Genomic DNA, 22,025 nt, shown 5'->3' with positions numbered 1-22,025 from the left:
AGCGCCCGTTTAGAACTAGACAGGAAAAGAGGAGGAAGAAGCATGAAAGTGATTATTACTGGGGATCATGCTGGGATGACATTAAGAAATGAAATGAAGGATCTATTAGAGGAAATGGGTATCGAATATGAGGATACTGGCTGTACCTGTGAAACATCTGTCGATTATCCAGATTATGCCCTTCCTGCAGCGGAACGTGTAGCTAGTGGTGAATTTGATCGTGGTATTTTTATTTGTGGGACTGGCATCGGCATGTCAATTGCTGCGAATAAAGTAAATGGAATCCGTGCAACGGTTGTCCATGATATTTATAGTGCAAAGCTGACTCGTCAGCATAATAATACAAATGTCATTACAATGGGTGAACGTGTGATTGGACCAGGTTTAGCAAGAGAGATTGCCAAGATATGGCTGGAAACGGAATTTGAAGCAGGTCGTCATGCAGATCGACTTGATAAAATTAAGAATTACTTAGGATAAAAGATGACCAAGTCGCAAAAGGTGGCTTGGTCATTTAATCATAAACATGGTGGGGTGTAATTGATGAAGGAATTAAACCAAAAGGTACAGAATGATATAGATATTGTTGTGAATGAATGGCTTGAGAGCGGCCATCTGCATGCTGGAGATGTATTTGTTATTGGTTGTTCTACTAGTGAAGTGATTGGGAAACATATAGGTACTGCTGGAAGTGTAGAAGTAGCTGGCAGTATTTTTACAGCATTGCAAAGGCTACTACAAAAGGAAAATGTAGTGCTTGCATTTCAATGTTGTGAGCATTTAAATCGTGCACTTGTCGTGGAAAGAGAAACGATGCGTGCAAATCGACTAGAAGAAGTTGCTGCTGTTCCTGTACCAACGGCGGGTGGATCAATGGCATCTTATGCATACAAACACATGAACGATCCTGTTCTCGTTGAACACATTGTAGCAAATGCAGGAATTGATATCGGTGAGACGATGATTGGAATGCATATGAAGCATGTTGCCGTACCATTACGCTTTACACAGCGAACGATTGGCGAAGCAAGAATTACTGGCGCATATAGTAGACCAAAATTAATTGGCGGAAAACGAGCAAATTATGATGATACAAGGGAAGATAATTAACAATACAGTAGAGCGGAAACAATGGATAACCTATTCTACGAATAATCTGTATTTTATATATCAATTTTTCAGAGAAAACGCTACAATAGAATCTAATAGTCTACATAGGGGGGAAATCAAATGGAACATATAAAACAAGCAGATCCGGAAGTATTTGCAGCAATTCAAGCAGAGAAGAAGCGTCAACAGAACAACATTGAATTAATTGCGTCTGAGAACTTTGTCTCTGAAGCGGTTATGGAAGCGATGGGTTCTGTGTTAACCAATAAATATGCAGAAGGATATCCAGGAAAAAGATATTATGGTGGTTGCGAGCATGTCGATGTCGTAGAAAACTTAGCTCGTGACCGGGCGAAGCAATTATTCGGTGCAGAACATGTAAATGTTCAACCACATTCAGGCGCACAGGCTAATATGGCGGTTTACTTTACAGTGCTAGAACATGGGGATACAGTTTTAGGAATGAACCTAAATCATGGTGGGCATTTGACACATGGTAGCCCTGTGAACTTTAGTGGAAAACAGTATAACTTTGTTGATTATGGTGTGGACAAAGAAACTGAAACGCTCGATTATGACGTCGTATTAGAAAAGGCAAAAGAAGTGAAGCCTAAATTAATTGTTGCCGGTGCTTCCGCATATTCTCGTGCAATTGATTTTGCTAAATTAAAAGAAATTGCAGATGAAATCGATGCACTGTTAATGGTTGATATGGCCCATATTGCTGGACTCGTTGCAGCTGGCTACCACCAAAATCCTGTGGAGTATGCAGATTTTGTGACAACGACAACACATAAAACATTAAGAGGTCCTCGTGGTGGAATCATTATGTGTAAGGAAAAGTATGCAAAGCAAATCGATAAATCTGTATTCCCAGGAATCCAAGGTGGCCCATTGATGCACATTATTGCGGCGAAGGCAGTTGCATTTAAAGAGGCCTTGTCACCGGAATTCAAGGTATATGCGAAGAATATTATCGATAATGCCAAGACACTGAGCGATGCACTTACAGAAGAAGGATTGCGTATTGTTTCCGGGGGAACGGATAATCATTTATTGCTCGTTGATGTAACTCCTTTAGGTTTAACGGGGAAAGTGGCGGAAAAGGTATTGGATGACATTGGTATCACAACGAATAAAAATACGATACCATTCGATAAAGAAAGCCCGTTTATTACAAGTGGAGTTCGAATTGGAACAGCAGCTGTGACAACACGTGGATTTGGTGAAACAGAAATGAAGGAGATTGCAGCAATCATCGCCCTTTCATTGAAAAATCCAGAAGACAGGGCAATACAAGCAGACGCAAAAAATCGTGTGCAAGCATTAACAAGTAAATTTGTTTTATATGGCCAATTGGCATGAAAACATACAGGGACTTTCCAGCTGGAAAGTCCCTTTTACAATTTCTTTTCGACAAATTTCCCAGATTACTTGAAAGCTACTCCTTTTTTCAGTACAATTTTAAGGATATCATAATTTTAAGGAGTGATCGGTGAATGGGAAACGTTTTTGTATTAGATCATCCGTTAATTCAACATAAATTAACGTTTATTAGAGATAAAAGCACTGGAACAAAGGAATTTCGTGAATTGGTAGATGAAGTAGCAATGCTGATGGCATTTGAGATTACGAGAGATTTACCAGTAAAAGAGGTAGAAATTGAAACCCCAGTAACTAGAACGAAAACAAAGGTACTGGCAGGTAAGAAAATTGGCTTAGTTCCAATTTTGCGTGCAGGGCTTGGTATGGTTGATGGCGTTCGGAAGCTAATTCCAGCTGCAAAAGTTGGACATGTTGGTCTATATCGTGATCCAGAAACATTAACCCCTGTGGAGTATTATATTAAATTACCATCGGATATTTCGGAACGTGAATTAATTGTTATTGATCCGATGCTTGCTACAGGTGGATCTGCAAATGATGCAATCCATTCCCTTAAGAAGCGCGGTGCACAACATATCCGACTTATGTGCCTAATTGCTGCTCCAGAAGGCGTGGAAGTAATTAAAAAAGAACATCCCGACGTTGATATTTATTTGGCAGCAATGGATGAAAAACTTGACGATCACGGCTATATCATCCCAGGGCTAGGAGACGCAGGGGATCGCTTATTCGGAACAAAATAAGATATAGGGTGCCTGGCACTTCCCGAATTTTACCTGAAGCTTCGGGAAGTATTTACGAAGGGCTCCACTAATAGGAACTTGGAGTGAAAAATGACAATGGCAAAACGTATTAAGGTAATGACTATCTTTGGAACGAGACCAGAAGCAATTAAAATGGCGCCACTCGTTATAGAACTAAATAAACGATCGGATGAATTTGAGTCGATTGTAACGGTAACGGCACAGCATCGGGAAATGCTTGATCAAGTACTAGATATTTTTGGCATTAAACCTGACTATGATTTAAATATTATGAAGAAGCAACAAACCTTAGCGCAAATTACCACCCGTGCATTAGAGGGTCTTGATGATGTAATGAAGAAGGTTCAACCAGATATCGTGCTTGTGCATGGTGATACGAGTACGACTTTTGCAGGTTCACTTGCAGCTTATTATAATCAAATCGCAGTTGGTCATGTTGAAGCTGGACTTCGTACATGGAATAAGTACTCTCCGTTTCCAGAAGAAATGAATCGTCAGCTTACAGGTGTGATGGCTGATTTACATTTTTCACCGACAGAGAAATCGAAGCAAAATCTTTTGGATGAAAATAAACCGGAAGACCGCATCTATGTAACGGGGAATACGGCGATTGATGCATTGAAAACAACGGTAAATGAGCATTATTCGAACGAAATTCTTGATAAAATCGGTGACAAGCGTCTTGTTTTAATGACCGCACATCGACGTGAAAACCTTGGAAGTAATATGCAGCAAATGTTCCGTGCGATTAAACGGTTGGTGGAAACACATGATGACATCCATGTTGTCTATCCTGTCCATTTAAATCCAGTTGTCCAAGAAACAGCGAATGAAATTTTAGGCAATGATGATCGCATTCAATTAATCGATCCACTAGATGTTGTTGATTTCCATAACTTTGCTGCACGTGCATACTTAATTTTAACCGATTCAGGTGGCGTTCAAGAAGAGGCACCATCACTTGGTGTTCCAGTGCTCGTACTTCGGGACACAACGGAAAGACCAGAAGGAATTGACGCGGGTACACTGAAATTAGTAGGGACAGATGAAGATACAATCTTCAATGTTGCAAATGAACTTCTTTCAGACAAAGCGGCACATGATAAAATGGCAAAAGCATCGAATCCATACGGTGATGGCGAGGCCTCCCGAAGAATTGCAGATGCGATTGTGGGATATTTTAATAAGTAGTAGTTGAAAGTGCTGTTATCTTAAGGGATAGCGGCTCTTCTGCTTTTCCCCACCAACTACTCATCATTCCTCTAGCAGTTGAATATGGTAATAGTAAATGCTGCAGGGGGGGAGATATAATGGCAACGAATCAAGGGAAGCAAAATAATTATGAATCAACGGAAAACAAAGAAAGAATAGCAAACATGATTAATGAAGGTGGAATTGGTGTAACCGCATATTATCATTATGAGGCACCGAAGAAACAAGAAACTTCTGTTCAGGCAGAAAAGTAAGCAAGATATACCCGGATTAGCTTCATGTATACCGGGAACCGACTCGACCACCCTACTAAATTAGGATGTATATTTTTCATTGCCCAATCAAAAACTAAGCAGTAAAAAGGGGCAATTACATTATGCGCAAATACATCGTTTTCCTCACAGTATGCCTTGCAATCATCTTCATCCATCATCCAATCTCATCTCAAGCATCCAGGCCCCTCGAGTCGGTTATCATCGAAGTGGAAGGTGACCCAAATGTGCATAAGGAATACATCGAGAAGTATCATCCATATGTAGAAGTGGTTGCAACGTATGAAAAATTATTTCACGGACTTGCATTAAAAGGAACGGCAGACAAATTAGCAAAGATGGAATCTTTAACTTTTATCAAAGCAATCCATCAGGTGCAAACCTATGAAGCTCTGGATCCAGTAATAATCAAAAGTCTAAGTGAATCTTCACAAGACCTCGTGCTTCCATCTGATTTAAATACAACCGAATATACAGGCAAAGGGGTGAAAGTTGCCGTTATCGATACAGGAATCGATTATAATCATACAGATCTGCAAATGAATTACAAAGCAGGATACGACCTTGTTGATTTAGATGACGATCCTATGGAAACTGTTCCAGGTGAAGGCATTCCAACGCTTCACGGTACACATGTGGCAGGAATTATTGCTGCAAATGGGGAGTTGAAAGGAGTAGCACCAGATGCCGAAATTCATGCGTATCGTGCACTTGGTCCAGGTGGTGCAGGGACATCTGTTCAAGTTATTGCGGCAATGGAACAAGCGGTAACAGATGGGGTAGATGTTATTAATCTATCGCTCGGAAATTCCGTGAATGGACCAGATTATCCAACGAGTGTCGCAGTTAATCGAGCAGTCGATCTTGGTATACCAGTCGTGATTGCCAATGGGAATAGTGGACCAAATAACTGGACAGTTGGCGCACCAGCAACGGCTGAGAAGGCATTGTCAGTTGGTGCATTAACCAATCCACAACAGGTCCCATTCCTTTTTGAGGCAATTTCCAATAGGGAAATACCGCTAACAGCAATGATGGGTGCATCTTCCTGGAATCTCAAAAAATCATATCCGATTGTAGATGGTCTTCAAGCAGCAGAGGGAATGCGTGGAAAAATCGCAGTCTTTAAGCGTGGGGACATCCCATTTTTTCAAATGGCAAAAAAAGCAGAGGAAAATGGAGCAGTAGCTGCCGTTATATTTAATAATAAAGATGAATTATTCCAAGGTTCTATTGAAAGTAGAGAAGGAGTAATTACGATCCCCGTCGCTGCTATTTCCAAACAAGATGGGGAATGGTTAATGCAGCAGCTGGAAACCAATAAACATTATTATGAGACAATGTACAAAGAAACTGCGAGTACAATTGCACCTTTTAGCTCACGTGGCCCCGTTACCGTAAATTGGGAGATCAAACCAGATATACTTGCCCCTGGCACGAATATATTGAGCACCATTCCAGGAGGCTATCAAGCACTTCAAGGGACGAGCATGGCAGCACCGCATGTTACAGGTGTCATTGCTTTAATAAAAGAAGCACATCCCAATTGGACGGTGAGTCAAATCTATGATGCAATCCGAACGACAGCAGCACCCATTTTTTCTGAAGAAGGTAAGATTGTGGCACCAATTGAGCAAGGAATGGGCAAGATAAGACCGCAAGAGGCAATAAAAACGCCATTTATTATTCACCATTCCCAATTAGCGTTTGGAAAAATTGAAGCATATAGCGATACGAAAACGCTCAATATTGAGATTGAAAATACAACAAACGATACACAAACCTACACCTTTGATATCCCGAAAAAGGATAAAGGAATAACATGGAAATTACCACAAAGCTTTTCGGTAGAGAAACATGAAACAAAGAATATCCCAATTGAGCTCCAAGTCACTAGCCCACAATTGGAGGATGGGATCCATCAAGGCTGGTTAACAATAAATCAGAATCATCATTCCTATCTGCTGCCGTATTTATTCATAAATCAACAAGCAGACAATCCAAAGGCAATGGGATTCGAATTCTCATTGAAGCCTTTTTCCGATGATTCCTATCAGTACAACCTATATGTAACAGAATCGGTTGAGCGAGTAGAAGTAGATTTGTACACGCCAGATAGTCTTCTATTTAATCGTAACCTACTAGAGGCAGATGATTTACAAATAGGAATGAACACAGGGGAAATAAAGAAGCGAGATATCGGTGAACCAGGGCATTATACAGCTATCATTACTGTATATTTAGAAAATGGAAATTATGAAAGCCAGGAGATACCCTTAACGATTGACTCTAAAAAAAATAACGCATCTTAAATATAAAAATGTCACAATTTGGACATACTTTTAAAATGCATGCCCATTGTCGGATTATAGTGAGAAAATCACTATAATTCGACAAATAACGGCTTAAAAAATTATTGGAAAGAAGTGCTCTTCCATCAAAAGAAGGAGCCGAAGTAAGCGGATTATTCACTTGTGATAAAATGATCAAATTCGATTTTTTTCGGAGTATTAATGGAACGTTTAAAGCGGAAAATCAATGTTATGTTAAAATAAAATCACTCATTATATCATTGACAATTAAGGTGATGCTAATGTAAACTTACTTACTGTGGGATGATAAGGTTTTCATATGCAAATTTGGCAATAGTAATAATAAGTAAGTGGTAATTATACATAAGAATTGGGATTTACTTTACAATTTCTTTCATCTTCACACTTAGTATTATTCTCTTGCTCTTGAAGTCAGTGTCTATTTTTGCTATTTTTTTGCTGTGAATTGTAAAATAACTTACTTTTCTAATACAAGAGACCGCAGATTTTGTTGGTAGATAAGAAAGTATAACAACTTTCTTATCGAATAGGTGCAACTAGGGCTGCCACCCAAAGGGTTGTTAAACCTTAGTTTTCTAAGAAGCTTTGACTAATTGTCTTAGTTTCGTTTATAGGGGAGTAGAGTGAATGATGTACGAGTATGGAAGTATTGTAACAAGGCAACGAAAATGGATGCTCTATCTTCTGGCGATTTTAGTGCTTGGGACTGCATTTACACCCTATTCTCGCATTTTTCAAGGTCTGTTATTAGGAAGTATTGTAAGTTTTTATAATTTATGGTTATTACAGCACAAAACAAAAGCATTAGGGGAGGCAGTTGCAGAAAATAGATCTGTGCGTGGAGGTTTAGGAACCTTCTCCAGACTTGCTGCGGTTGCTTTAACTGTTTTAATTGCGCTTCAGTTTGAAGAGCACTTTCATTTTATTGCAGTGGTTATTGGTATCGTCTCTTCCTACATCATTTTGGGATTAGACATCCTACAACGCATGATTGCGGGCAGAAACCATCCATCAGATAACTAATGTTAAATTAGAAGTGGGAGTGGATTTTTAAGAATAATCGTGAAAAGGGGTGAAAAAATTGGATCATACATCTCCAATAGTTGAAGACGTGTTTGGAATTTCGTGGCTTGACTTTAACCTATCCAATGTATTCATGATTGCCGTTGTTTCATTAATCGTATTTGTCCTCTGTACATTGGCAAGTCGTAAACTTCAAATGAAACCAACTGGAATGCAAAATTTCATGGAATGGATTATTGAGTTTATTAAAGGTATCATTGGCGATACGATGGACTGGAAGACAGGTAAAGTATTCTTACCGCTTGGTTTAACATTAATTACCTACATATTTGTCAGTAATCTTGTAGGGGTAATGACAGTAGGGGTCGTCGGGCATGATTTATGGTGGAAATCACCAACCGCTGATGCGACACTTACATTAACCCTTTCAGCAATGGTTGTTATGTTAACTCATTTCTATGGGATTAAGGTCAATGGTGCAAAGAGTTATTTTAAAACGTTTGTTAGCCCAGTACCATTAATGTTGCCATTCAAGATAATTGAGGAATTCACCAACACATTAACATTGGGTCTTCGGTTATTTGGTAATATTTATGCAGGGGAAATTCTATTAAGTCTTCTTGTTGGGCTTGCAACATCAAGTGTATTTGGTTTCTTTGGTGCAGCAATTCCTATGATGGTATGGCAAGGATTTAGTTTATTTATCGGTGCTATCCAAGCATTTGTATTTACGATGTTAACGATGGTTTACATGTCTCATAAAGTGAGCAAGGACCATTAATAAAAATATATTTAAAGGTTTAACAATAAAAGGAGGAATTATTAAATGGGAGCTTTAGCAGCAGCAATCGCAATTGGACTAGCAGCATTAGGTGCAGGTCTAGGTAACGGAATGATCGTTAGTAAAACAGTGGAAGGTATTGCACGTCAACCAGAATTGAAAGGTTCACTTCAAACAACAATGTTTATTGGGGTAGCACTAGTAGAGGCGATTCCAATTATCGCAGCGGTTATCGCATTTATGGTTGTATTCCAATAATAATTACAATAAAAAACTAAAGTGGCGAGGTTCATCTTGTGCGAATCTTCGCCATTGCTTTATGTAATTTTGTAACATGTACTCAAAAAGGAAGATAAAAAGGATCGAGAAGTTCGAGGCAGCGTAGCTTTGAGTAGCAGAACGTAGGATCTTAATACGTGAGCAAACGATCTAGCACGCAGGAAAAACGTCTTTCTTTTCCAAGGAACGGAAAAGAAAGCTAACCAGAAACATCGACGTGTCATTTTTAACTGACTTTTTGAACAACCTCTTGTAATTAATGACTGACATAATAGATGAACATGAGTACCTATGAAAGGAGTGGAGTCTGTGCATTCATACGTTGGCCTATTAACACTTGGCGCAGTTGGAGGATTTAGATTTGGCGATATGTTAGCTCAATTATTCTTCTTTCTGCTATTACTCTGGTTATTGAAGAAATTTGCTTGGGGTCCCCTCATGAATGTGATGCAACAACGTGAGGAATATGTCGCAAGTGAAATAGAATCTGCTGAGAAAAGCCGTCTAGAAGCGGAAGCTGCTTCGAAACAAGCTGCAGAACAATTAAATCAAGTAAGACAAGAAGCACAAAAAATGATTGAAGATGCAAAAAATGCGGGGATAAAGCAGGAACAAGATATTATTGAATCAGCAAGGCTCGAAGCAAGTCGTATCAAAGAACAAGCACAAAAAGATATTCAAAACGAAAAAGAACAAGCAATTCAAGCTCTACAAGCTCAAGTTGCCTCACTATCTGTATTGATTGCAAGTAAAGTAATTGAAAAGGAAATTACTGCACAGGATCAAGAAAACTTGATCAATGAGTACATTAAAGAGGTAGGAGAAGAGCGATGAGTGAAACTGTTGTAGCAAAACGTTATGCAGAGGCACTTTTTCAACTTGGTATCGAAAAGAATAATTTGGATGAGCTTGTAACGGAATTCACAACGGTTCGTGAAGTATTCCAGAACAATCAGGAATTGAATGTATTTTTGATGCATCCTGCGGTTAGCGGTGAGAAGAAGAAAGAGCTTATAGCTACCTCTTTCCAAAGTCTGCAGAAAGATGTCGTAAATACATTGAAATTACTTATTGATCGTCATCGTACTGACATTATTCCAGCAACGATTAATCAATTTATTCAATTGGTAAACGATGCAAAAGGAATGGTAGAAGCGAGCGTGTACTCTACACGAGCATTAACTGAAGATGAAAAACATGAATTAGAACTATCCTTCGCAAAGCGATTAAATAAAACGGCAGTTACGTTTGATAATAAGATTGATCCTACCCTAATTGGCGGTATCAAAATTCGTGTTGGTAATACGATATATGATGGAACCATCAGTGGGAAATTGAAGAGCATCGAACGCAAGATTTTGACTGCGAACTAATGATGTAAGGGGTGAAATGGTATGAGCATTAATGCTGAAGAAATCAGTACACTTATTAAAAAGCAAATTGAATCGTATGATTCGGATATTGAAGTAAGTGATGTTGGAACGGTTATTACTGTTGGGGATGGTATTGCACGTGCACATGGCCTCGATAACGCAATGGCTGGTGAACTACTAGAATTCTCCAATGGAGTAATGGGTCTAGCACAAAACCTTGAGGAAAGTAATGTTGGTATCGTAATTTTAGGGCCATACACAGGGATTAAAGAAGGCGATGAAATTCGTCGTACAGGACGTATCATGCAAGTACCTGTTGGTGAGGGACTTCTAGGACGTGTTGTAAACCCACTTGGACAACCAATTGATGGTCGGGGACCAATTGAAACAACAAAATCACGCCCGATTGAAGCACAAGCACCTGGCGTAATGGATCGTAAATCAGTTGATGAGCCATTGCAAACAGGGATTAAAGCAATCGACGCGCTTGTACCAATCGGTAGAGGACAACGTGAGTTAATTATCGGTGACCGTCAAACAGGGAAAACGACTGTAGCGGTGGATACAATCATTAACCAAAAAGATCAGGATATGATTTGTATTTATGTAGCAATTGGTCAAAAAGAATCAACAGTTAGAGGTACAGTTGAGACACTACGCAGATACGGGGCATTAGATTATACAATCGTCGTAACTGCGGGTGCATCAGATCCTGCACCATTATTATACCTTGCTCCATACGCAGGTGTAGCGATGGGTGAGGAATTCATGTATAACGGCAAGCATGTTCTCGTAGTTTATGATGATTTATCAAAACAAGCGACAGCATACCGTGAACTTTCCTTACTATTACGTCGTCCTCCAGGTCGTGAAGCATTCCCAGGGGATGTATTCTACTTACATTCACGTCTATTGGAACGTGCAGCTAAATTAAGTGATGCATTAGGCGGGGGTTCATTAACTGCTTTGCCATTCGTTGAAACACAAGCGGGGGACATTGCAGCATACATCCCAACGAACGTAATTTCAATTACAGATGGACAAATCTTCTTGCAATCTGACCTATTCTTCTCTGGTGTACGTCCAGCGATTAATGCTGGGTTATCTGTATCTCGTGTAGGTGGGTCTGCGCAAATTAAAGCGATGAAGAAGGTTGCGGGAACACTACGTTTAGACCTTGCATCATTCCGTGAATTAGAATCGTTCTCACAATTCGGATCTGACCTTGATAAGGCAACACAAGCGAAGTTAAACCGCGGGGAACGTACGGTAGAGGTATTGAAGCAAGGATTGCATAAGCCATTAGTTGTTGAGAAACAAGTAATGATCCTTTATGCACTGACAAAAGGATTCTTAGATGATCTTGCTGTAGAAGATATCCTTCGCTTTGAAAGTGAAATGAATACATGGTTAGATTCGAATCGCCCTGAATTATTAGCATCTATCCGCGATACTGGTAAATTACCAGAGGATAGCGAAATGAAGGATGCAATCGAATCATTCAAACATACATTCTTACCAACAAGTAATTAATTAAACCAAGTAACGAAAGTGTGGTGAAAAAGCTTGGCATCACTAAGAGATATTAAAACGCGAATCGACTCAACAAAAAAGACGAAGCAGATTACTGGAGCAATGGAACTAGTATCTGCGTCGAAAATGAGTAGAGCTGAACGGAATGCGAAAGGCTATGTGCCATATAGTGAAAAAATCCAGGAAGTTGTCGCGAATATAGCTAATTCCAGTATTGACGTATCTCATCCTATGCTTCGAAAACGTGAAGTCAAAAAGACAGGATATCTTGTCATAACTTCCGATAAAGGATTAGTCGGCGGATATAATAGTCATATTTTGAAATTGCTAAATCAAACGATAGCAGAACGGCATGGATCAAAAGATGAATATACCATCATCGCCGTAGGACGCAAGGGATATGAATATTGTAAGAAGCGGGACATACCTGTTGCAAAAAGTATTCTAGGCGTAGCTGATCAACCAGTATTTAGCGATATTAAAGATATTGCACAGGAAACGGTACAAATGTTTATTGATGAGGAAATTGATGAGTTAAACATTGTTTATAATCATTACATAAGTGCGATTTCTCAACAACCAACAATGAAGCAATTATTGCCAATTGAGAACCTGCATGAACATGGTAGTGCAACAAGTGATTATGAATTTGAACCAAGCCGTGAAGAGATCTTGCATGTTTTATTACCACAATATGCAGAAAGTCTAATCTTCGGTGCACTGCTAGACGGTAAAGCAAGTGAGCACGCGGCAAGTATGACGGCAATGCGTAGCGCAACTGATAATGCGAAAGAACTTATCGATGACCTATCATTGACCTATAACCGTGCGCGTCAAGCGGCGATTACACAAGAAATTACGGAAATAAGCGGTGGTGTAGCAGCGCTTGAATAGCAAAAGCTTAAAGCTAGTTTAGCGACGTACGGACTGCGCCTCACAGGAAGTGAGGCGGTTCGACGTTGCCATAGGAAGTGGCGAACGTAGTCGAACTTCTCCTTGCCTTTCGAGATAAAGGAAACTTTGTGGGAGCGTAAGCAAATCGATGTTGACTTATCGTACGGAGATGAGGGAAGTCTCGCTGGGTGCTGGAGCTGGACGTGGTTCTACCGTCAAGAAAGATTAGAGCTAGGAGGGAAATCGATGAGTAAGGGACATGTAACACAAGTAATGGGACCTGTCGTTGATGTTCGATTCGACGATAACCATTTACCTGAAATTTATAATGCGCTAACCGTACAAATTGAGACGGAAGCAACAAGTACACAACTTACTTTAGAAGTCGCATTACATTTAGGCGATGGAAATGTTCGGACAATTGCCATGTCATCTACGGACGGTCTAAAACGTGGAGCAGTCGTAGAGAATTTAGGCAGACCAATCTCTGTTCCAGTTGGGGATGTAACATTAGGACGGGTATTTAACGTTTTAGGAGAAAAAATAGATTTAGATGCACCACTTCCTGAAGGTGGACGTTTAGATCCGATTCACCGTCAACCACCTAAATTCGAAAATCTGTCAACAAATACGGAAATTCTAGAAACAGGAATTAAAGTAGTTGACTTATTAGCACCGTATATTAAGGGTGGAAAAATCGGTTTATTCGGTGGCGCGGGTGTTGGTAAAACCGTACTAATTCAGGAATTGATTAATAATATTGCTCAAGAACATGGTGGTATTTCTGTGTTCGCCGGTGTTGGTGAGCGAACTCGTGAAGGTAATGACCTTTACTATGAAATGAAAGACTCTGGTGTAATTACAAAAACAGCGATGGTATTCGGTCAAATGAACGAACCACCTGGCGCACGTATGCGTGTTGCATTAACAGGTCTTACAATGGCGGAATATTTCCGTGATGAACAAGGACAAGACGTATTACTCTTTATTGATAATATTTTCCGATTCACACAAGCAGGTTCAGAGGTATCCGCATTACTTGGTCGTATGCCTTCTGCGGTTGGTTATCAACCAACACTTGCAACGGAAATGGGTCAATTACAAGAACGTATTACATCTACAGATAAAGGTTCGGTTACATCAATTCAGGCGATTTATGTACCTGCCGATGACTACACTGACCCGGCGCCAGCGACAACTTTCGCGCATTTAGATGCAACAACAAACTTGGATCGTAAGCTTTCAGAGCAAGGTATTTACCCTGCTGTGGATCCACTAGCATCTACATCACGTGCACTTGATCCGGAAATTGTTGGTGAAGAGCATTATCAAGTAGCAACAGAAGTACAACAAACACTTCAACGTTACCGTGAATTACAAGATATTATTGCAATCTTAGGTATGGATGAATTAGGAGATGAAGACAAGCTAGTTGTAGCACGTGCTCGTCGAATCCAATTCTTCTTATCACAAAACTTCCACGTTGCTGAACAGTTTACTGGTCAAGTGGGTTCATACGTACCAGTACAAGAAACAGTAAAAGGTTTTAAAGATATTCTAGCAGGTAAGTATGATGATCTTCCAGAAGATGCATTCCGATTAGTAGGACGAATTGAAGAAGTAATTGAAAAAGCAAAAGGTATGGAACAATAGGCATATCGATGAAATGAGTGCATAGGTCAAAAATGATTATGCCTCGTTTTTTCGGAGGTCATAGGAGGGGTTACACCTGAAAACTCTAACAGTGAGTGTTGTTACTCCTAGTGGTCCAGTTTTGGAAGACGATTTTGAAATGGTTGTCTGTAGAGCAGAGAATGGTGAAATTGGTATTTTGCCGAACCATATTCCCTTAGTCGCTCCCTTATCCATTTCTGCCATTCGTTTAAAACGCGATGGTGAAGAAAGACATATTGCGATTAGTGGGGGAATTATGGAGGTAAGTGCGAATAAGGTAACCATTCTTGCACAATCTGCAGAAAAGCCAGCTTCAATTGATGTTCAGCGTGCAAGGGAAGCGAAGGCACGTGCTGAACGCCGTTTACAGTCTAAACAGGACAATGTTGACTACGTACGGGCTGAACAAGCACTCAAACGAGCAATGAATCGATTGGACATTAGCGGAGACAAATAAGATAACCGATATTCAACAGAATTGACTTGGTGTCTACAAAATAAAAGCGTTGCAACAGCTAGTTGTAACGCTTTTGTTAATACCTTATTGTGGCTATCAAACCATCATGACAATTAATTACAATAAACAATTTAGTAGTTAAGAAAGTATAACGACTTTCTTACTACATAAGTGCAACTAAGGCTGTCACCGAAGGGCTTTGGTTAAACCTAAGTTTTCTAATAAATTACATCTTCCAACATTCCACAAGACAATGTCGATATTCCCCGGGAAATGAAATATATTTTCTTTATAAACTGCTATATAAATACAACTTTTTTAGTAAGGAAGAAAGTAAAAAAGCATTTCTTATTTCATGATTGTAATTAAGACTATTAGAAAAGATTGATGCACCTTATGATGGCACAAGTCATAATTATCAAGGGGGTTACGTATGTTTTCTATTGGACAAACGGCATTGATGAGTATATTTTCACATTTAATATTTATCTATATCACTTGGCGATTAGTAATTGTAATGAACTTTGATCCAATTATTAGAAAAGGGCATGCAACTGAGGGAAGAATCTTTTTGCTGTTTCTTTCAATCATAATTGGAACTGGTGTAAGTAGATTTTTCCTAGACATTTTGCAATGGTCAGGGCAATTAGTGTATTTGTTTTAAATAGCATTCTATAAGTTTAGTATATTAATAGTTTTCCCTGTTCATACTAAAAATAATTAGTAAATAGGGGGAACATATTATGTGGAAAATACTCTTTATTGTTCTTATTTTATTATTTCCAATCAATACGATGGCAAAATCGCCAGCAACAGATGAATTGGTGGATATAGCAGAATTTGCCAAAAATAATAGGTTGACTATTGAAGAATGGCAAGTCATTATAAAAGAGCAGTTAGAAGAAAATACTGCTATCAATATTGTTGATAATCTAAAAAATAGTTATAAAGTCACTATGAGTGAAGATGAAAATATTATACAATATCAAACTGAAGCCACTCAAATAGAAGATGCATTTACGATAACTTACCGTGTTCTTTTGCCTAAAAATAACCTAGGCCACCCAGAATTAATTGTAATACTAGATGGCTATTTTTGGGATGAATTTGTAATGGAACTTTATCAAGCGAAGATAGATTCGCTAAATAAAAGCTATTTTTCTGAAAAGGAAAGAACATTCTCGTGGCTCAAAGTGAAGCAAGATGATATAATAGTTAATAATACATTGATAGATGAAATTATTGATTATTTTGATCTTCAAGAAGTAGAAACACAATTAGATTTGACAAATAATACCAAAGGTGTCATTAAAAAATTCATATATGGGTATACACCATTATGGGATAATAAAATCACCATAAATAACATTGCAAACAATATACAAGTTGCTAGTACAGAAGACGAAAAAGGGAATACTGAATATATAATCGGAACACCTATCCTAATACATGAATATTAATATAGTGAAATTGGATTTGAAGGAGATTTGAAACATGGAAAAAATCATTGTAAGAGGTGGACACCAATTAAATGGCACCGTTAAGGTAGAGGGTGCAAAGAATGCAGTGTTACCAGTAATAGCTGCAAGCTTGCTAGCAAGTGAAGGGAAGAGTGTAATAACAGATGTCCCTGTCTTAGCTGACGTCTACACTATTAACGAAGTAATAAGAAATATGAATGCCAAAGTTGAGTTCTACGCTGAAAATAATACAGTAGTTATTGATGCAGGTAATGAATTAAAAACAGAAGCACCGTTTGAATTTGTACGCAAAATGCGCGCATCTGTGTTGGTTATGGGACCACTTTTAGCCCGGTATGGACATGCAAATGTTGCAATGCCTGGTGGATGTGCAATTGGATCACGTCCAATCGATTTACATCTAAAAGGCTTCGAAGCAATGGGTGCTGAAATCCATGTAGGTAATGGGTTTGTAGAAGCAAAGGTAAATGGTCGCCTTAAAGGTGCAAAGATTTATTTAGATATGCCAAGTGTAGGTGCAACAGAGAATATCATGATGGCCGCAAGCCTGGCAGAAGGAAAAACGATTATTGAAAATGGCGCAAAAGAGCCGGAAATCGTTGATCTTGCAAACTATTTAAATCGAATGGGCGCAAATATCATTGGTGCAGGTACGGAAACAATTCGTATCGAAGGTGTAGATAAGCTTTATGGAGCAGAACACAGTATTATCCCTGACCGTGTTGAGGCTGGAACATTTATGGTTGCAGCAGCAATTACTGGCGGAAATGTACTAATTGAGAATGCAGTTACAGAACATCTTCGTTCTGTCATCTCAAAATTAGAAGAGATGAATGTAACCGTTAAAGAAGAAGGAAATGGTCTTCGTGTTATTGGACCAAACAATAGTGAGTTACGAGCAACAGACATCAAGACATTGCCATATCCAGGATTCCCTACCGATATGCAATCACAAATGATGGCATTAATGCTACGGGCTGAGGGCACAAGCGTACTTACAGAAACCGTGTTCGAAAACCGGTTCATGCATGTTGAGGAATTCAGACGAATGAATGCGCAAATGAAAATTGAAGGTCGAAGTGTTATCATCGAAGGAGCCTCTGATTTACAAGGAGCAGAAGTTGCTGCAACAGATTTACGTGCAGCTGCGGCACTCATCTTAGCTGGATTAGCAGCAGATGGAGTGACACGTGTTACAGAATTAAAGCATCTTGATCGTGGCTATGTTAATTTAGCTGGAAAGCTTGCATCTCTAGGTGCAGATATCGAACGAGTGAACGAAACAGATGATGTTATGGAACCTGTATCACAAGAAGAAATAGAATTCGCAACGAAATTATCTTAAATTTACCAAAATATCATATGCAAGCAAAAAGCGGATGGCAATAGTCATCTGCTTTTTTCTATACAAAATTTTCTCCAAGCCATCCTGCTTTTCAAAGTTAGCATGCATATGCTACATTAATGGAAAAGATAGCCATATATCACTGGAAGATTCACTGCGTTCAAAAGTAGTAACAATTGGGGGGCGTCACGATGGAACAACTACGTCAACATATCAAGCGAATCATCAAGCAGTCTGGTGGGAAATGGGGAATATCGATAGAAGAATTAGGTACGAATAATAGCTGGGGCATAAATGAAGGAGATTTATTTTATGCAGCAAGTATAATAAAAATACCGATAATGACCGCAGTATTCAATGATTATGAAAATGGGAGATTGTCTTTAAGTAACACGCTAGAATTGAAAAGGGAAGAAATGGTTGGTGGTTCAGGCGTACTCCAACATTTGTCACCCGGAACGAAATGGACGATATATGATTTGCTCACTTTAATGATCATCCAAAGTGATAACACTGCAACCAATATGTTAATCGATGTTATTGGTATGGAGAGCATTCAGCAAATGATGAAAGATATCGGGATGCAGGACAGTAAATTTTATAATAAACTAATGACAGTACCGGCCACTATACAAGGCTATAACCAAGTCACAGCACAGGAACTGACGATGATGATGAAGAAAATAGCAATGGGAAAAATCATCTCAATGCATGCCTGTGAGCAGATGATAGCAATTATGAAAAAACAGCAGCTTACAGACTGCTTACCAGCAAAATTACCGCAATTTGATTCAGATATCATTGGAAAAATCCCCGAATGGCAGCTAGCTAATAAAACGGGATTCACTTCTGGTGTACGTCATGATATCGGCATACTATATGTTGGTGATCGTGCAATGGTCGCCACTGTACTTTCACAGGACGTCGATGATAATCGCTCAAAGGACGCAATTGCAGAAATGGGGTTGGAGATTTACGGGTATTTGAAGGAGGAGTAGAGAATTCGTGTGGTATTTTGAATATGCATCATCCTCATCCCTTTACGTCACACAATGATAAAAATATTGCAATTTACTAATTGTATGCTAAAATTAAAAGAAAATTAGTAATATACCAATAGATAAACATCAGATATTTTTTAACACAAAAATGAAACCGCTAACATTGTCGAAAATTCTGGGGGTGGCTGTGTTGCTTCGTTACATATTAAAGCGATTGCTTATTATGATTGTGACTCTATGGATCATTATTACGGTAACATTTGTGCTAATGATTAGTATTCCTGGTTCGCCATTTAATAGTGAAGGTTCTTCAAATGCAACGGTACAAGCCAATTTAGAGAAGCATTATAATTTGAATGAACCATACCATATTCAGTATTTGTTATATTTAAAATCAATCGTAACTCTTGATCTCGGACCATCTATTAAGCAACCGAATCAGACAGTAAATGACTTATTAGGAAGAGGGTTTCCAATTTCCTTTGAACTTGGAATCATTACGGTTGCAGTGGCCATTGTTTCGGGAATCACCCTCGGTATCATTGCTGCATTGCGCCATAATGGCATTATTGATTATCTAGCAATGGGGCTTGCTGTTTTAGGCATTTCGATACCAAACTTTATTTTAGCAACATTACTCATACAGAAAATAGCAGTTGATTGGGAGCTTTTACCGGTTGCTACTTGGTCAAGTCCAGCACATATGATTCTGCCAATATTAGCTTTAGCAACTGGACCAATGGCAATTATCGCAAGACTCACGAGGTCGACGATGCTTGAAGTATTGACACAGGATTACATAAAGATGGCTCGAGCCAAGGGACTTTCTCCATGGAAAATAACGATTAAGCATGCACTTCGGAATGCATTAATGCCAGTCGTTACGATTATGGGAACCCTGCTTGCAAGTATACTAACCGGTACCTTTGTAATTGAGAAAATCTTTGCGATTCCAGGTATGGGGAAATACTTTGTGGAAAGTATCAACCAGCGGGATTATCCGGTTATTATGGGGACAACCGTTTTCTATAGCGCATTCCTCATTTTCATGCTTTTCCTCGTTGATATTGCCTATGGAATTCTCGATCCGCGGATAAAAGTTCATAAACGGGGAGGGGAATAAATGAAAGCAACAGAGGAAATGCAGCCTACTAGCTATCAATCCGAAATACCAGATGAATGGTTTACGAGGAAAAAAATAGACATTGATGCAGCAGAAGTTGTTTCAAGACCATCCCTCTCTTACTGGCAGGATGCGTGGAGAAGGCTTAAACAAAATAAGATGGCAATGTTAGGACTTGCTTTTCTCATCTTACTTGCTGTAATGGCAACGGTCGGACCTATTTTCTCGCCATATGGAGTTAATGTACAAAACTTACCAAATCAGTATCAGCCACCATCTCAGGAGCACTGGTTTGGAACGGATAATGCTGGAAGAGATGTCTTTACAAGAACATGGTATGGGGCTCGAATTTCTTTATTTGTCGGTCTAGTTGCAGCACTAATCGATGTGACGATTGGCATTATTTGGGGAGGAATTTCCGGATATAAAGGTGGACGAACCGATTCGATAATGATGCGGATTATTGAAATTCTATATGGAATTCCGAGCTTACTCGTGACAATTCTGTTGCTCGTCGTTCTTGGACCAAGCCTCCTCACGATTATTATCGCCCTCACCATTACCGGCTGGGTTGGAATGGCGCGAATTGTTAGGGGACAAGTATTGCAAATCAAGAATTATGAACATGTACTTGCCTCGAAATCATTTGGTGCGAAAAGTTCGCGGATTATTCGAAGAAACTTATTACCGAATACGATGGGACCGATTATCGTACAAATGACATTATCGGTGCCAACAGCAATTTTTGCAGAAGCTTTCTTAAGCTTTATTGGACTAGGAATCCAGGCTCCATTTGCGAGCTGGGGTGTGATGGCAAATGATGCACTAGGTGCCATTACATCGGGATACTGGTGGACGTTATTTTTCCCGGCATTTTTTATTTCATTTACAATGTTTGCATTTAACGTATTAGGTGACGGGCTTCAAGATGGACTTGACCCAAAACTTAGGAAGTAGGTGTCAAATTGGAAAAAATTCTTGAAGTAGAAAACTTGCACGTTACATTTTCTACTTATGGTGGAACGGTAAAGGCTGTAAGAGGGGTTAACTTTTATTTAAATAAAGGTGAGACTCTGGCAATCGTTGGTGAGTCTGGATGTGGGAAAAGTGTAACATCGAATGCTATTATGCGACTGATTCCCGACCCTCCTGGTAAGATCTCCAATGGAAGAATCCTCTTTAAGGGACAGGATTTAACGAGAATAGGAGAGAAGAGGATGCGTTCGATTCGAGGAGTAGATATTTCCATGATATTCCAGGATCCAATGACCGCATTGAACCCGACCCTAACCATTGGCACGCAATTAATGGAAGGACTACGTGACCACTATAAAGTGTCAGCACAGGAAGCGAAGAAGAAGGCACTGGAGATGATGACCCTTGTCGGCATCCCTAACCCAGAGGAGCGGCTAAAGCAATACCCCCATCAATTCAGTGGTGGAATGCGGCAGCGAATTGTAATTGCAATTGCCCTTATTTGCGAACCAGAGTTATTAATTGCTGATGAACCAACGACAGCTCTAGATGTGACAATCCAGGCGCAAATTCTTGAGCTGTTTGAAAAAATTCAAGAAGCAACGGGTGTTTCTATCATCTTAATCACACATGATTTAGGTGTCGTTGCAAAAATTGCCGATCGCATTGCAGTCATGTACGCTGGCAAAATTATTGAAACCGGGACAAAACGAGATATTTTCTACCGTCCAGAGCATCCGTATACCAAGGGACTGCTACATTCGGTGCCAAGACTGGATGTAAAGGGCGATCTAATTCCAATCAATGGAACCCCACCAGATTTATTCTCACCTCCGAAAGGGTGTGCTTTTACTGCAAGATGTCCTTTCGCAATGGAGGTGTGTGATAAAGTTTATCCCAAAGAGTCTAAGTTAACCGACACACATAGAGTAGATTGTTGGTTACAGGATGAACGGGCGGAACAGCTAATGGCAACAACTGCTTTAAAATAAATATATGGGGGCAGAAA

Annotated in this window: 23 protein-coding genes; all 23 read left to right on the top strand. The window is 39.4% G+C overall.

Going from position 1 to position 22,025, the window contains the following annotated elements:
- Window positions 1-42 precede the first annotated feature (42 nt).
- Window positions 43-480 carry a ribose 5-phosphate isomerase B gene (gene rpiB / locus CWR48_RS00770; RefSeq protein WP_115771129.1) on the top strand — a complete coding sequence of 146 codons (438 nt, stop codon included), beginning with the start codon at window positions 43-45 and terminating at the stop codon, window positions 478-480.
- A gap of 63 nt (window positions 481-543) precedes the next feature.
- On the top strand, window positions 544-1,110 hold the full coding sequence (locus CWR48_RS00765; protein ID WP_115771128.1) for a TIGR01440 family protein: 567 nt from the start codon (window positions 544-546) through the stop codon (window positions 1,108-1,110).
- A gap of 120 nt (window positions 1,111-1,230) precedes the next feature.
- Window positions 1,231-2,475 carry a serine hydroxymethyltransferase gene (locus CWR48_RS00760; protein ID WP_115771127.1) on the top strand — a complete coding sequence of 415 codons (1,245 nt, stop codon included), beginning with the start codon at window positions 1,231-1,233 and terminating at the stop codon, window positions 2,473-2,475.
- 134 nt (window positions 2,476-2,609) lie between these two features.
- On the top strand, window positions 2,610-3,239 hold the full coding sequence (upp, locus tag CWR48_RS00755; RefSeq protein ID WP_115771126.1) for a uracil phosphoribosyltransferase: 630 nt from the start codon (window positions 2,610-2,612) through the stop codon (window positions 3,237-3,239).
- Window positions 3,240-3,335: 96 nt separating this feature from the next.
- On the top strand, window positions 3,336-4,451 hold the full coding sequence (wecB, locus tag CWR48_RS00750) for a non-hydrolyzing UDP-N-acetylglucosamine 2-epimerase (RefSeq protein WP_115771341.1): 1,116 nt from the start codon (window positions 3,336-3,338) through the stop codon (window positions 4,449-4,451).
- A gap of 119 nt (window positions 4,452-4,570) precedes the next feature.
- Window positions 4,571-4,726, top strand: a complete 156-nt coding sequence (locus CWR48_RS20235) for a hypothetical protein (protein WP_170140654.1) — start codon at window positions 4,571-4,573, stop codon at window positions 4,724-4,726.
- A 122-nt stretch (window positions 4,727-4,848) separates the two neighbouring features.
- Complete coding sequence (locus CWR48_RS00745; RefSeq protein WP_115771125.1) at window positions 4,849-7,056, top strand: S8 family serine peptidase; 2,208 nt, start codon at window positions 4,849-4,851, stop codon at window positions 7,054-7,056.
- Between the two features lie 648 nt (window positions 7,057-7,704).
- Window positions 7,705-8,100 carry an ATP synthase subunit I gene (locus CWR48_RS00735; protein ID WP_115771123.1) on the top strand — a complete coding sequence of 132 codons (396 nt, stop codon included), beginning with the start codon at window positions 7,705-7,707 and terminating at the stop codon, window positions 8,098-8,100.
- A 58-nt stretch (window positions 8,101-8,158) separates the two neighbouring features.
- Window positions 8,159-8,881 carry a F0F1 ATP synthase subunit A gene (atpB, locus tag CWR48_RS00730; RefSeq protein ID WP_115771122.1) on the top strand — a complete coding sequence of 241 codons (723 nt, stop codon included), beginning with the start codon at window positions 8,159-8,161 and terminating at the stop codon, window positions 8,879-8,881.
- Window positions 8,882-8,926: 45 nt separating this feature from the next.
- On the top strand, window positions 8,927-9,139 hold the full coding sequence (gene atpE, locus CWR48_RS00725) for a F0F1 ATP synthase subunit C (protein WP_114917911.1): 213 nt from the start codon (window positions 8,927-8,929) through the stop codon (window positions 9,137-9,139).
- A 330-nt stretch (window positions 9,140-9,469) separates the two neighbouring features.
- Window positions 9,470-9,994 carry a F0F1 ATP synthase subunit B gene (atpF, locus tag CWR48_RS00720; RefSeq protein ID WP_115771121.1) on the top strand — a complete coding sequence of 175 codons (525 nt, stop codon included), beginning with the start codon at window positions 9,470-9,472 and terminating at the stop codon, window positions 9,992-9,994.
- Entirely contained in the window at window positions 9,991-10,533 is a 543-nt protein-coding gene (locus CWR48_RS00715; protein ID WP_115771120.1) for a F0F1 ATP synthase subunit delta, read from the top strand. The genes atpF and CWR48_RS00715 overlap by 4 nt, the downstream gene beginning before the upstream one ends.
- A 21-nt stretch (window positions 10,534-10,554) precedes the next feature.
- Window positions 10,555-12,066 (top strand): F0F1 ATP synthase subunit alpha, encoded by a 1,512-nt coding sequence (gene atpA, locus CWR48_RS00710; RefSeq protein ID WP_115771119.1) that lies wholly within the window; start codon window positions 10,555-10,557, stop codon window positions 12,064-12,066.
- Between the two features lie 33 nt (window positions 12,067-12,099).
- Window positions 12,100-12,960 carry an ATP synthase F1 subunit gamma gene (gene atpG, locus CWR48_RS00705; RefSeq protein ID WP_115771118.1) on the top strand — a complete coding sequence of 287 codons (861 nt, stop codon included), beginning with the start codon at window positions 12,100-12,102 and terminating at the stop codon, window positions 12,958-12,960.
- A gap of 246 nt (window positions 12,961-13,206) precedes the next feature.
- Entirely contained in the window at window positions 13,207-14,613 is a 1,407-nt protein-coding gene (atpD, locus tag CWR48_RS00700; protein ID WP_115771117.1) for a F0F1 ATP synthase subunit beta, read from the top strand.
- A 76-nt stretch (window positions 14,614-14,689) separates the two neighbouring features.
- Window positions 14,690-15,091, top strand: coding sequence for a F0F1 ATP synthase subunit epsilon (locus tag CWR48_RS00695; protein WP_115771116.1), 402 nt, complete (start codon window positions 14,690-14,692; stop codon window positions 15,089-15,091).
- Window positions 15,092-15,524: 433 nt separating this feature from the next.
- Complete coding sequence (locus CWR48_RS00690) at window positions 15,525-15,755, top strand: DUF1146 family protein (RefSeq protein WP_115771115.1); 231 nt, start codon at window positions 15,525-15,527, stop codon at window positions 15,753-15,755.
- 79 nt (window positions 15,756-15,834) lie between these two features.
- Window positions 15,835-16,551 carry a YwmB family TATA-box binding protein gene (locus CWR48_RS00685; RefSeq protein WP_115771114.1) on the top strand — a complete coding sequence of 239 codons (717 nt, stop codon included), beginning with the start codon at window positions 15,835-15,837 and terminating at the stop codon, window positions 16,549-16,551.
- A 34-nt stretch (window positions 16,552-16,585) separates the two neighbouring features.
- A complete protein-coding gene (gene murA / locus CWR48_RS00680; RefSeq protein ID WP_115771113.1) occupies window positions 16,586-17,917 on the top strand; it encodes a UDP-N-acetylglucosamine 1-carboxyvinyltransferase in 1,332 nt (443 codons plus the stop codon).
- A 191-nt stretch (window positions 17,918-18,108) separates the two neighbouring features.
- On the top strand, window positions 18,109-18,915 hold the full coding sequence (locus tag CWR48_RS00675; protein ID WP_115771112.1) for a serine hydrolase: 807 nt from the start codon (window positions 18,109-18,111) through the stop codon (window positions 18,913-18,915).
- Window positions 18,916-19,108: 193 nt separating this feature from the next.
- Window positions 19,109-20,041: an ABC transporter permease gene (locus tag CWR48_RS00670; RefSeq protein ID WP_115771111.1), complete on the top strand. Its 933-nt coding sequence runs from the start codon at window positions 19,109-19,111 to the stop codon at window positions 20,039-20,041.
- Entirely contained in the window at window positions 20,042-20,998 is a 957-nt protein-coding gene (locus tag CWR48_RS00665; RefSeq protein ID WP_170140653.1) for an ABC transporter permease, read from the top strand.
- A gap of 8 nt (window positions 20,999-21,006) precedes the next feature.
- Window positions 21,007-22,008 (top strand): ABC transporter ATP-binding protein, encoded by a 1,002-nt coding sequence (locus CWR48_RS00660; protein WP_115771110.1) that lies wholly within the window; start codon window positions 21,007-21,009, stop codon window positions 22,006-22,008.
- Window positions 22,009-22,025: the final 17 nt, after the last annotated feature.

Source organism: Oceanobacillus arenosus, from assembly GCF_003369575.1.
GTDB lineage: Bacteria > Bacillota > Bacilli > Bacillales > Amphibacillaceae > Oceanobacillus > Oceanobacillus arenosus.
Note: the sequence above shows the minus strand (reverse complement) of the source record. Positions and strands in the feature narration are given on the sequence as shown.